Annotated in this window: 10 protein-coding genes; 5 read left to right on the forward strand and 5 right to left on the reverse strand. The window is 53.0% G+C overall.

All coding sequences use genetic code 11. The features are described from left to right. Window positions 1-122 precede the first annotated feature (122 nt). Together xylB and xylA are read right to left on the reverse strand one after the other, a co-directional pair. Entirely contained in the window at window positions 123-1577 is a 1455-nt protein-coding gene (gene xylB, locus NA389_RS14765) for a xylulokinase (protein WP_000275320.1), read from the reverse strand. Window positions 1578-1676: 99 nt separating this feature from the next. Next, on the reverse strand, window positions 1677-2999 hold the full coding sequence (gene xylA / locus NA389_RS14770) for a xylose isomerase (RefSeq protein WP_001149570.1): 1323 nt from the start codon (window positions 2997-2999) through the stop codon (window positions 1677-1679). 362 nt (window positions 3000-3361) lie between these two features. Between xylA and xylR the strand changes: the two genes are divergently transcribed. Beyond that, a complete protein-coding gene (xylR, locus tag NA389_RS14775) occupies window positions 3362-4540 on the forward strand; it encodes a D-xylose utilization transcriptional activator XylR (protein ID WP_000459824.1) in 1179 nt (392 codons plus the stop codon). Window positions 4541-4600: 60 nt separating this feature from the next. Here xylR and NA389_RS14780 read toward each other — a convergent pair whose 3' ends face one another. Beyond that, the gene (locus NA389_RS14780; protein WP_001562170.1) at window positions 4601-5425 is read right to left on the reverse strand and encodes a protein bax; all 825 of its coding nucleotides are present in this window, start codon (window positions 5423-5425) and stop codon (window positions 4601-4603) included. A 315-nt stretch (window positions 5426-5740) separates the two neighbouring features. On the opposite strand from NA389_RS14780, the gene NA389_RS14785 reads away from it, so the two are divergent. Both NA389_RS14785 and avtA read left to right on the forward strand, forming a co-directional pair. Then, window positions 5741-7768, forward strand: coding sequence for an alpha-amylase (locus tag NA389_RS14785; RefSeq protein WP_000761317.1), 2028 nt, complete (start codon window positions 5741-5743; stop codon window positions 7766-7768). Between the two features lie 173 nt (window positions 7769-7941). Then, window positions 7942-9192, forward strand: coding sequence for a valine--pyruvate transaminase (gene avtA / locus NA389_RS14790; RefSeq protein ID WP_000144324.1), 1251 nt, complete (start codon window positions 7942-7944; stop codon window positions 9190-9192). Window positions 9193-9228: 36 nt separating this feature from the next. Here the strand turns inward: avtA and NA389_RS14795 are convergent, their stop codons facing one another. Next, on the reverse strand, window positions 9229-9702 hold the full coding sequence (locus NA389_RS14795; RefSeq protein WP_001078825.1) for a 4Fe-4S dicluster domain-containing protein: 474 nt from the start codon (window positions 9700-9702) through the stop codon (window positions 9229-9231). Between the two features lie 116 nt (window positions 9703-9818). After that, window positions 9819-10619 carry an IclR family transcriptional regulator YiaJ gene (gene yiaJ / locus NA389_RS14800; protein WP_000081338.1) on the reverse strand — a complete coding sequence of 267 codons (801 nt, stop codon included), beginning with the start codon at window positions 10617-10619 and terminating at the stop codon, window positions 9819-9821. Window positions 10620-10848: 229 nt separating this feature from the next. Here yiaJ and yiaK point away from each other — a divergent pair, with 229 nt between their 5' ends. Further along, window positions 10849-11847 carry a 3-dehydro-L-gulonate 2-dehydrogenase gene (gene yiaK, locus NA389_RS14805; protein WP_000869005.1) on the forward strand — a complete coding sequence of 333 codons (999 nt, stop codon included), beginning with the start codon at window positions 10849-10851 and terminating at the stop codon, window positions 11845-11847. 11 nt (window positions 11848-11858) lie between these two features. Beyond that, on the forward strand, window positions 11859-12323 hold the full coding sequence (locus tag NA389_RS14810; protein ID WP_000576104.1) for a YhcH/YjgK/YiaL family protein: 465 nt from the start codon (window positions 11859-11861) through the stop codon (window positions 12321-12323). The last annotated feature ends 12 nt before the right edge of the window (window positions 12324-12335 follow it).

The raw sequence follows: 12335 nt of genomic DNA on the forward strand, positions 1-12335 counted from the left end.
AAAAGGCGCCTGCTTAGCAATAACATAAAAATCAGAAAACACACATACTTACTTCGATATAATTCAATAGAATCAATATTTACGGGAAATGCCTTTCAGCCAAAACCGAAAGGCATTCTGACTTATGACATCAACGGCAACAGCTGCTGATAGAGTCGACGGAAGGTTTCACGACGTTGTTGATAAACCGCATGACGCTGCGCATCAGGATAATGCGCCTGCTCCAGCGGCAACTGCGGCAATACATCGGCGAGCGGAGTCTGTTTATTCACCGCAATTTGCGCCAAACGCGCCGCGCCCAGCGCTGGTCCCACATCGCCGCCAGTACGATAATCAAGCTGTAGCCCGCTAATATCAGATAGCATCTGACGCCAGTATTCGCTGCGCGCCCCGCCGCCGATAAGCGTCACGCTGGCGGGCTTGACGCCGCAGGCGTGAACCACATCCATGCCATCCGCCAGAGCATATCCCACGCCTTCCAGTACCGCCCGCGCCAGTTCCGCCGGGCCATGCTGATGGGTTAAACCAAAGAAAACGCCTTTTGCCTGCGGATTATTATGCGGCGTGCGCTCGCCGGACAGGTACGGCAAAAACCAGATCGAATCGGCATGCTCATCCGCCTGCTGTGCAGCGGCAATCAGCGCCGGGACGTTCTCCTGCCCGGTGAGTTTAGCCGCCCAGTCCAGACAAGAGGCGGCGCTCAACATCACAGACATTAAATGCCAGCGTTCCGGCAGCGCATGGCAAAAACTGTGTACTGCGCTCTCCGGTTTACTCAGAAAGCCGTCGCTGACGGCAAAATAGACGCCCGATGTTCCAAGTGAGAGCATCGCCTGTCCGGCATCGATCATTCCTACGCCGACCGCGCCAGCCGCATTGTCGCCGCCGCCCGCCACCACAGGTACTGCTGGCATTCCCCATGCGCTGGCTACCTCTGGCAGCAACGTTCCGGTAATGTCACTACCTTCAAATAACGCTGGCATCTGCTGTCGGGTTAAATGACAGGCGTTGAGCATAACGTCGCTCCAGTCGCGCTTTTTCACGTCCAGCCACATCGTTCCTGCCGCATCCGACATATCGCTGGCAAAGACGCCCGTCATTCGCAGCCGCAGAAAATCTTTCGGCAGCAGAACTTTGTCTATCTGGCGGAAAATATCCGGTTCGTGGCGCTGCACCCAGACTAATTTGGGCGCGGTAAAACCGGGCATCATCAGATTACCGGTTATCGCACGCGACTGCGGCACCTGTTTTTCCAGCCAGGCGCACTCTTCGCTACAGCGTCCGTCATTCCATAAAATCGCTGGTCGCAGAACCTGCTGACGGCTATCAAGCAATGTCGCGCCATGCATTTGTCCGGCGATGCCCAACGCCCGGACGCCACTTAACGACTGTTGCCGACCTAAACCTTTAACCGCACGATCCGTCGCCTGCCACCACTGCTCTGGTTCCTGTTCCGACCATAAGGGATGCGGACGCGATACGGTCAGTTTTTCAGTATGCGTAGCCAGCACATCGCCCTGCTCATTCAACAGGATAGCTTTTACACCCGATGTACCAAGATCGATCCCGATATACATAGTGTGGGTTCCTTTACTGAAAGCGCCCGGCAGCGCTACGCTTACCGGGCTAATCACGACTACAGGCCGGGCTAACGCGGAGTCGCCCGGTAGATAGGGTTATTTATCAAACAGATAACGGTTAACCAGATTTTCTAACAGCTCCTGATGACCGCTTTGATGTACTGGCGCCAGATTATGCTGCTCCGCATACTGCGCCAGTTCGCCTAAGGAGAGTTGTCCTTTCAGAATCTGCTGACCCAGCTCGCCATTCCAGCCGGCATAGCGCTTCGCCACGCGTTTATCCAGCTCGCCGTCTTCAACCATACGCGCGGCGATTTTCAGCGACAACGCCATCGTATCCATCGCGCCGATATGACCGTAGAACAGATCGTATTTATCGGTGCTCTGGCGACGAACTTTGGCGTCGAAGTTGAGACCGCCCGTCGTGAATCCGCCCGCTTTCAGGATTTCGTACATCACCAGCGCGTTCTCTTCAACGCTAATCGGGAACTGATCGGTATCCCAGCCCAGTTGCGCATCGCCGCGGTTGGCGTCAACGGAGCCAAAAATACCCAGCGCGATAGCGGTCGCGATTTCATGGTGGAACGAATGACCCGCCAGCGTCGCGTGGTTCGCCTCAATGTTCACTTTGATCTCTTTTTCCAGGCCGAACTGTTTGAGGAAGCCATAGACCGTTGCAACGTCATAATCATACTGATGTTTTGTCGGTTCCTGCGGTTTCGGTTCAATCAGCAGCGTGCCCTGGAAACCCATTTTATGTTTGTGCTCGACCACCATTTGCATAAAACGGCCAATCTGTTCGCGTTCCTGGCGCAGATCGGTATTCAGCAACGTTTCATAACCTTCGCGCCCGCCCCACAGGACGTAATTTTCGCCGCCCAGTTTATGCGTGGCGTTCATTGCCGTAACCACTTGCGTCGCTGCCCAGCTAAAGACTTCCGGATCCGGGTTAGTAGCGGCGCCTGCGCCATAGCGCGGGTTGGTAAAGCAGTTCGCCGTTCCCCACAGCAGTTTTACGCCGCTCTGCTCCTGTTTCGCCGCCAGCACATCCACCATCTGCGCGAAGTTGTTTTTATATTCTTTCAACGACGCGCCTTCCGGCGACACATCCACGTCATGGAAGCAATAAAAAGGCACATTCAGTTTGTGGAAAAATTCAAACGCCACCTCCGCTTTGCGTTTCGCCAGCTCCAGCGCTTCGCCCGGTTGCTGCCACGGACGATTAAACGCGCCTACACCAAACATATCCGCGCCGTTCCAGCAGAAGGTATGCCAGTAACAGGCCGCGAAACGCAGGTGATCTTCCATACGTTTACCTAAAACCAGCTCGTCGGGATTGTAATGACGAAATGCCAGCGGGTTAGTCGATTGAGGGCCTTCATAGCGAACACGATCGAGTTGGTCAAAATAAGCCTGCATAGTGAGCTCCATAATCAGATAAGACGGCAAGTAAACGACATAACGTCATACTGGAATTTCCTGATTTATTGCTCAATTACGTTATTTCACACCGCTATTAAGAGAATCCCCAAATGTGCTCTGGCTCTCAAAAAAACGCTGAAAACCACAGAAGAAAAAAGCGATCGCGATCGAATCCTGGCAAATAAACAAAAAACCGTAATATATAGATAAGAAATGACAATTGTCATCCGCCGTTTGCTGTGATGAATTTCGCATAACGTTTCAGGCGCAAAATAATTTGTCATCATTCGCCAGACCGTTATGTCAGCCGTTTTGATAGTATCCATGAGTCCAGGTTCACTTTTGCAGGATATATCCTCATGTTTGATAAACGTCACCGCATCACTCTGTTATTTAACGCGAATAAAGCCTATGACCGTCAGGTAGTGGAGGGGGTGGGTGAATATTTACAAGCCTCGCAATCCGAATGGGATATATTTATTGAGGAAGATTTCCGTGCCCGTATCGATAACATTAAAGAGTGGTTAGGCGACGGCGTTATTGCCGATTACGATGATGACGATATCGCTCAATTATTGGCCGATGTCGACGTACCCATTGTCGGGGTCGGCGGTTCTTACCATCTTGCTGAAAATTATCCCGCCGTTCATTACATCGCCACCGATAATCATGCGCTCGTTGAAAGCGCTTTCCTGCACTTAAAAGAAAAAGGCGTTAACCGCTTCGCGTTTTACGGTTTGCCCGACTCCAGCCGTAAACATTGGGCGGCGGAACGGGAATACGCCTTTCGCCAGCTGGTCGCCGAGGAAAAATACCGCGGCGTAGTCTATCAGGGGCTAGAAACCGCGCCGGAAAACTGGCAGCACGCGCAAAATCGCCTCGCCGACTGGCTTCAGACGCTGCCGCCGCAAACCGGCATCATTGCCGTAACGGATGCCCGCGCCCGCCACGTATTGCAGGCCTGTGAACACCTGCATATTCCGGTGCCGGAAAAACTTTGCGTTATCGGTATTGATAACGAAGAGTTAACCCGTTATCTGTCGCGCGTGGCGCTTTCCTCCGTCGCGCAGGGGGCGCGGCAAATGGGCTATCAGGCGGCGAAGCTGCTGCACCGTTTGCTGGCGCGCGAAGAGATGCCGTTACAGCGCATTCTGGTGCCGCCGGTGCGCGTCATTGCGCGCCGCTCGACAGACTATCGCTCCCTGACCGATCCGGCGGTTATCCAGGCGATGCACTTTATTCGTAACCATGCCTGTAAGGGCATTAAAGTCGAGCAGGTGCTGGATGCGGTTGGGATTTCACGTTCAAACCTGGAAAAACGTTTTAAGGAAGAAGTTGGCGAGACGATACATGCGCTGATCCACGCCGAAAAGCTGGAAAAAGCGCGTAGTTTGTTGATTTCTACCACGTTGGCGATAAACGAAATTTCGCAAATGTGCGGCTACCCGTCACTGCAATATTTCTATTCGGTGTTTAAAAAGGAGTACGTCACTACGCCTAAGGAGTATCGCGACCAGCATAGTGAAGCGTTGTTGTAGTTTATCCAGCCTACAGACGCCTTGTAAGCCGGATAGCGTAGCGCCATCCGGCACACAGAATTACATATGCGCGGCGATCAGACGCTGGTTGTCCTGGTACATCGCGAACAAGTAGTTGTTATAGCGCGACCCCTGGGTAGAGTAACCCTTCAGCTTATGAATCATCGCCGTGGCGGTGACTTCCTGATCCGCCTTACGCAGTTGGGCGCGCGACTTGCGGAAAGAGGAATAAGCCGGATGCGTGTTCAGGTTGGCGACATACGCGCTCACCGACTCCTCAACCGACGCGAATTGCGAGTAACCTTTCACCTTACCCGGCGTATTGGTACAACGCCCTTTCGTGCACTTCATGCCGAACAGGTTATTGTTACTACGCGCCAGTTTAGAGGTTCCCCAGCCGCTTTCCGCCGCCGCCATCGTCGCCACCATGCTGGTTGGGATAATGTCGACGCGCTCCAGCAACGTATTCCACGGAATACGACGCGTGTTGCCGGACCAGCTCACTTTATAGCGCTTCGCGATATCTTTCATACGCGCGCGCTCAGACGGCGACCAGCGGTTCTGGTACTGTTTTGAGATCAGCCAATTACGGTCCGCGGTAATCGCGGCATTTTGGCTGGTGATGTAAGGCATAACGGTCCGGAGAAACGCTTTTTTTCTGGGGGTTCCGGAAGGGTATTTTCGCAAATCAGGAAGTGAACTGCTCTTTGCACTATTGCGAGAATACTCTTGTTTACTGCTAACCTGTTTATAACTTTTCTCGGTTATGTGGGACTTTTGACTCGTTTGCGTTGCGTGCGTCTTTGCCAGCACCTCACCCGAAAATGCGATGGTGAGTAACATAAGAATCATTGCCCCATATCGTCGCATGGGAGTCAATATCATTAGGTCTCCTGGTCGGATTGATACATTCCAACACCTTTTATTTTTCACGAAGTTAAGGTTTGAACCCCAAATTCTAGCAAAAATAGGCTTAAAAAGCACCTCAGGGAATAGTCTTAATCCGAAACTATGTCAACTATTAACGATAACAGACAGCAATAATGCCAATAAAATGTGGCGCTTATCGCAAATAGAGGCGTTTTTTTGCGCCTCGTCGCTCACCCTCGCGCCTCCTCCTGCGCGACTCTCTGCGGGGGAGGAGTTCATTCGCCTAAAAACCAGGCAAGCTGATGAATATTGCCCACAAAGGATAGCGTGATGAAACTTGCCGCCTTCGCTCTGACGCTGATACCCGGTATCGCGATCGCCTCATCATGGACCTCGCCCGGTTTTCCGACGTTCTCGACGCAGGAAACCGGACGCTTTACCAGCCATGCTGCATTAACAAAAGGTACACGCGCGTTAACGCTCCATATTGACCAGCAGTGCTGGCAGCCCTCCGGCGCCATAAAACTCAACCAGATGTTGTCGTTAAAACCCTGCGAAGGCGCGCCACCGCAATGGCGTTTGTTTAAAGATGGCGACTATACAATAACGGTAGATACCCGCTCCGGTACGCCGACTCTGCTGTTATCGATAAAAACTGAACCTGAACGCACCGCGCAGCTCGCCTACCAGTGTCCCGTCTGGGATGGTTCGCCGCTCACGCTGGATGTTCGCCAAACCTTTCCGGAAGGGACGGTAGTGCGCGATTATTACAGTGGTCAAACCGATACCGTCCAAAACGGACAAATCACGCTGCGACCTGCCGACAGCCACGGGCTTTTATTGCTGGAACGCGCGGAAACCCATGCATCAGCGCCTTTTAACTGGCGCAACGCCACCGTTTATTTTGTGCTTACGGATCGCTTTCGCAATGGCGATCCAACCAACGACCACAGCTATGGTCGCCATAAGGATGGTATGCAAGAGATTGGCACTTTCCACGGCGGCGATTTACGCGGGTTGACGAGTAAACTGGACTATCTACAGCAATTAGGCGTGAACGCCTTGTGGATAAGCTCGCCGTTTGAACAGATCCACGGCTGGGTCGGCGGCGGAACAAAAGGTGATTTTCCTCATTACGCCTATCACGGCTATTACACTCAGGACTGGACGACGCTGGATGCCAATATGGGCAGCGAAGCCGATCTCCGCGCGCTGGTCGACGGCGCGCACCAGCGCGGCATCCGTATTTTATTTGACGTAGTAATGAATCATGCCGGTTACGCCACGCTGGCGGATATGCAGGAGTATCAGTTCGGCGCGCTCTATTTATCCGGCGCGGAACGGCAAAAAATTCTCGGCGATCGCTGGACAAACTGGCGACCCGCCGCCGGACAAAGCTGGCACAGCTTTAACGACTACATCAACTTCAGCGACAGCGCCGCCTGGGAAAAATGGTGGGGGAAAAAGTGGATTCGTACCGATATTGGCGACTACGACAGTCCGGGATTTGACGATTTAACCCTGTCGCTGGCCTTCCTGCCGGATATAAAAACGGAATCTACCACGCCTTCCGGCCTACCCGCGTTCTATGCCAACAAACCCGGTACTAAAGCAAAGTTCATTGAAGGCTATACGCCACGGGATTATCTGACTCACTGGTTAAGCCAGTGGGTGCATGATTACGGCATTGACGGGTTCCGGGTCGATACTGCCAAAAATGTTGAGCTTCCTGCCTGGCAACAGCTAAAAACCCAGGCCAGCGCGGCATTACGCGAATGGAAGCAGGCCAATCCGGACAAAGCGCTGGATGATAGCCCGTTCTGGATGACTGGCGAAGCGTGGGGCCACGGCGTCATGAAAAGTGACTATTATCGCTATGGTTTCGACGCGATGATCAATTTTGATTATCAGGAGCAGGCCGCGAAAGCGGTCGATTGCCTGGCGGAAATGGGGCCAGTCTGGCAGCAGATGGCGGATAAAATGCAGGATTTCAACGTATTAAGTTACCTCTCCTCGCATGATACGCGCCTTTTCCGTGAGAGCGGTGATAAGGCGGCGGAACTGCTGCTGCTTTCGCCGGGCGCGGTGCAGATCTTTTACGGCGATGAATCCGCTCGTCCCTTCGGCCCCACCGGCTCCGACCCCCTGCAAGGCACCCGTTCAGATATGAACTGGCAGGACGTGAGCGGAAAGTCAGCCGCAGCCGTCGCGCACTGGCAGCGTATTAGCCAGTTCCGCGCCAGACATCCCGCCATCGGCGCAGGCCAACAAACCACGCTGACGCTAAAACACGGGTACGGTTTTGTACGCCAGTACGGCGACGATACGGTGATGGTCGTCTGGGCAGGCCGCCGCTAATCATGGCGCTACCGGTCCCCTCGCGTACCGGTAGCCCCTTCAAAATAAAAAACTAACCTGATAAAAATTTGTAGCATAAAACATCAATACCACCGCCTAACCCCCATTTGCGCCCCGCCATTTGTAGCGTTATGGTTATCCACTTTGACAGACAGTTCGATAGATCACCCGTTATGACATTTTCACTTTTCGGCGATAAATTTACCTGCCATTCAGGCATTACCCGCCTGATGGAGGATCTCAACGACGGCTTACGCACGCCAGGCGCCATCATGCTTGGCGGCGGTAACCCGGCACACATCCCTGCAATGCAGGATTATTTCCAGACGCTACTGACAGAGATGGTAGAAAGCGGCAAAGCCGCTGATGCGCTTTGTAATTATGACGGTCCCCAGGGAAAAACGGCGCTACTGAATGCACTGGCCGTACTGCTACGTGAAACGCTGGGATGGGATATCGAACCACAGAATATTGCGCTGACAAATGGCAGTCAGAGCGCGTTTTTCTACTTATTTAATCTCTTCGCCGGACGTCGCGCCGACGGCAGTACGAAAAAGGTACTATTCCCGCTTGCGCCGGAATACATCGGCTATGCGGATTCCGGTCTGGAAGACGACCTCTTCGTTTCGGCGCGCCCGAATATTGAACTGCTGCCGGAAGGCCAGTTTAAGTATCACGTCGATTTTGAGCATCTGCACATCGGCGAAGAAACGGGGATGATTTGCGTCTCGCGCCCGACCAACCCAACCGGTAACGTTATCACCGACGAAGAGCTGATGAAGCTGGACAGACTGGCGAATCAGCACAACATCCCACTGGTGATTGATAACGCTTATGGCGTACCGTTTCCGGGCATTATCTTTAGCGAGGCGCGCCCGCTGTGGAACCCCAATATTATCCTATGCATGAGCCTCTCAAAGCTGGGGCTGCCCGGCTCCCGCTGCGGGATTATCATCGCCAATGATAAGACGATTACCGCCATTGCCAACATGAACGGCATCATCAGCCTTGCGCCCGGCGGCATGGGTCCGGCGATGATGTGCGAAATGATTAAGCGTAACGATCTGCTGCGGCTGTCGGAAACGGTTATCAAACCTTTCTACTATCAGCGCGTTCAACAGACGATCGCGATCATTCGTCGCTATTTATCCGAAGAACGCTGCCTGATTCATAAACCGGAAGGCGCAATATTTTTGTGGCTGTGGTTTAAAGATCTGCCGATTACCACCGAGCTACTCTATCAACGCTTGAAAGCGCGCGGCGTGCTGATGGTGCCGGGCCACTATTTCTTTCCCGGACTGGATAAACCCTGGCCGCACACACACCAATGTATGCGGATGAACTACGTGCCTGAACCGGATAAAATCGAGGCGGGCGTAAAAATTCTGGCAGAAGAGATTGAACGCGCCTGGCGTGAAGGCTGACGGTTATTCCGGCCATCATGCAGGCCGGAACGACGTTCAGAAAGGTTGAGAATAGAGGCGCTGGCGCTGCACGTGTGCTGCGTCAACGCACTGTAACGCACTGGTCGGGCAGGCTTCCACGCACGCCGGCCCCGCTTCCCGATGCCAGCAAAGATCGCATTTAATCGCCTGCGCGCCTGACGTGGACGCCACCACGGTCATCGCGCCAAACGGGCAAGCCAGCATACAGCTTTTACAACCAATGCAGCGCGATGGCGTCACGAAGATATGCCCCCGATCACGGCGAATCGCCCGTACCGGGCAGACATTCGCGCACGGCGCGTCCTCACACTGATGGCAGACCGTGGCCGTGGTGAAGCTATCTTCTTTTATCACCCGGATACGCGGCACAAAGTCCGCCGTCGTCACCGCCGCGCTATTCTGCTGTTTCTGGTGCGACACCACGCAGGCGACCTCGCAGGTACGACACCCGATACACGCCGACGCATCCGCCATAATAAACCGGTTCATTGTTCTCCCCCTGCGTTAAAACGCCAGAATGCCAGAGAGCCATTCCCCGCCGCTTTGATCCCACTACGCAAACGGACAAATTTTGTCAGATGCCTGATAAAACCTGGCGAGCTGTCTTATTCGCGAACGGTAAATCCCAGCTCATTAGAGATAGCCTGTGCGGTTTCACGCAACGGTTTGAGCAGATTTTTCTCGCCGATCTGTTTTAGCCGTGACGTCGACAGTGAAATAGAAATGGCGTAAGGCACTCGATGGTGAATATCAAACACAGGCACAGCAATACAGGAAACGCCCAGTTCATTTTCTTCGCGATCCATTGCCATGCTGGTTTCACGAATTTGCGCCAGCTCATCGTACATTGCTGGTAAATCGGTAATGGTGTTGCGAGTCAGCGGCTGGATCTGATCTTTATGGCTTTCCCAGTAAGACGCCACATAATCCGGCTGCCCAAACGCCATATAAATTTTCCCCATCGCCGAGCAGTACAGCGGCATATGCTGGCCAATGTAGGCACGCGTGCGCAGCATACCGGTGGTCGGTTCCAGCTTATAAATCAGGATAGCGTGGTCATCTTCACGGCTGGAAAAATTCACCGTCTCGCCGGTGGCCAGGTTGAGCGCCTCAAGGTGCGGTGCCGCAACGTGGATGATATTCAGCGATGACAGGGCTTTTTGGCCGACGGCAATAAACTTTGTCGTCAGACGGTAGCTCCCGGCCGCCGGCGCTGGCGTCACGTATCCGCAGGATTGAAGCCCCTGCAACAAACGATGGACGGTGCTCTTGTTCAACCCCGCCAGCTCCGACAGGTGCGCCAGTGGGCAACCGTTCGGGTAGTTACTCAAAATTTCTATCAACATCAGGCCACGAAACAGGCTCTGACTCCCCGCAGGCTTCTCTTTATCGTTGTTCTGGCTCATCAGAAAACTCTCTCCTTTCTTGGGCGATCAGATGGTAGCTCAAAGTGTGTTGCAGTTCACGATATCAGCATAAAAAACATAACCCGATGATTTTAATCGTTTTTAAAAACCTTCTCTGGCGTTGCCATGTCAATTTTTGATCTATATATTTGGAACTACATTTCGTATTATGAAATTTATCGACAAAAAAACATACTAAAATTTCTAACAATCGACCAGGAGAACAGGGATGAAAGTAACTTTCGAAGAGTTAAAAGGGGCCTTCTACCGCGTCTTGCGGTCGCGGAATATTGCGGAAGATACCGCCGACGCCTGCGCGGAAATGTTCGCTCGCACCACCGAGTCCGGTGTCTATTCCCACGGCGTGAACCGCTTTCCCCGCTTCATTCAGCAACTAGATAACGGCGACATTATTCCTGATGCTAAACCGCAGCGGGTTACCAGCCTCGGCGCCATCGAACAGTGGGATGCTCAGCGCGCTATCGGCAACCTGACGGCGAAAAAGATGATGGACCGGGCCATCGAGCTGGCTTCCGATCATGGTATTGGCCTGGTGGCGTTACGTAATGCTAACCACTGGATGCGCGGCGGCAGCTACGGCTGGCAGGCGGCGGAAAAAGGCTATATCGGCATTTGCTGGACCAACTCCATCGCCGTCATGCCGCCGTGGGGCGCGAAAGAGTGCCGTATCGGTACCAATCCGTTGATCGTCGCCATCCCGTCTACGCCGATCACTATGGTAGATATGTCGATGTCGATGTTCTCTTACGGCATGCTGGAGGTTAACCGCCTGGCCGGCCGCGAGCTTCCTGTTGACGGTGGATTTGACGATGAAGGTAATTTGACCAAAGAACCGGGCGTTATCGAGAAAAATCGCCGCATTTTACCAATGGGTTACTGGAAAGGCTCTGGTCTGTCGATTGTGCTGGACATGATTGCCACCCTGCTTTCCAACGGTTCTTCCGTTGCCGAAGTGACCCAGGAAAACAGCGATGAGTATGGCGTTTCGCAGATCTTCATCGCCATAGAAGTGGATAAGCTGATCGATGGCGCAACCCGCGATGCCAAACTGCAGCGGATTATGGATTTCATCACCACTGCTGAACGTGCCGACGACAACGTCGCGATTCGGCTGCCTGGCCACGAATTTACCAAACTGCTGGATGACAACCGCCGTCACGGTATCACCATTGACGACAGCGTCTGGGCCAAAATTCAGGCGCTGTAAGGAGCCACATCATGATTTTTGGACATATCGCGCAGCCAAATCCGTGCCGGTTACCGTCGGCCATAGAGCAGGCGCTCGATTTCCTGCGCAATACGGACTTTCGCACGCTGGAACCCGGCGTAGTGGAAATCGACGGCCAAAATATCTTCGCGCAGATAATCGATATGACCACCCGCGATGCTGCTGAAAATCGTCCGGAGGTTCATCGCCGCTATCTGGATATTCAGTTTCTGGCATGGGGTGAAGAGAAAATTGGGGTTGCCATTGATACCGGTAATAATCAAATCAGCGAGTCATTATTAGAACAGCGCGATATTATTTTTTATCACGACAGTGAACATGAATCATTCATTGAAATGATACCGGGAAGTTATGCCCTGTTTTTCCCGCAGGATGTTCATCGTCCAGGTTGTAATAAAAACATTGCTACGCCGATACGGAAAATAGTCGTAAAAGTCGCCATAGACGTTTTATAAAATAGAGTTTAC

This window comes from Salmonella sp. NW645 (assembly GCF_051703725.1).
Lineage (GTDB): Bacteria > Pseudomonadota > Gammaproteobacteria > Enterobacterales > Enterobacteriaceae > Salmonella > Salmonella enterica.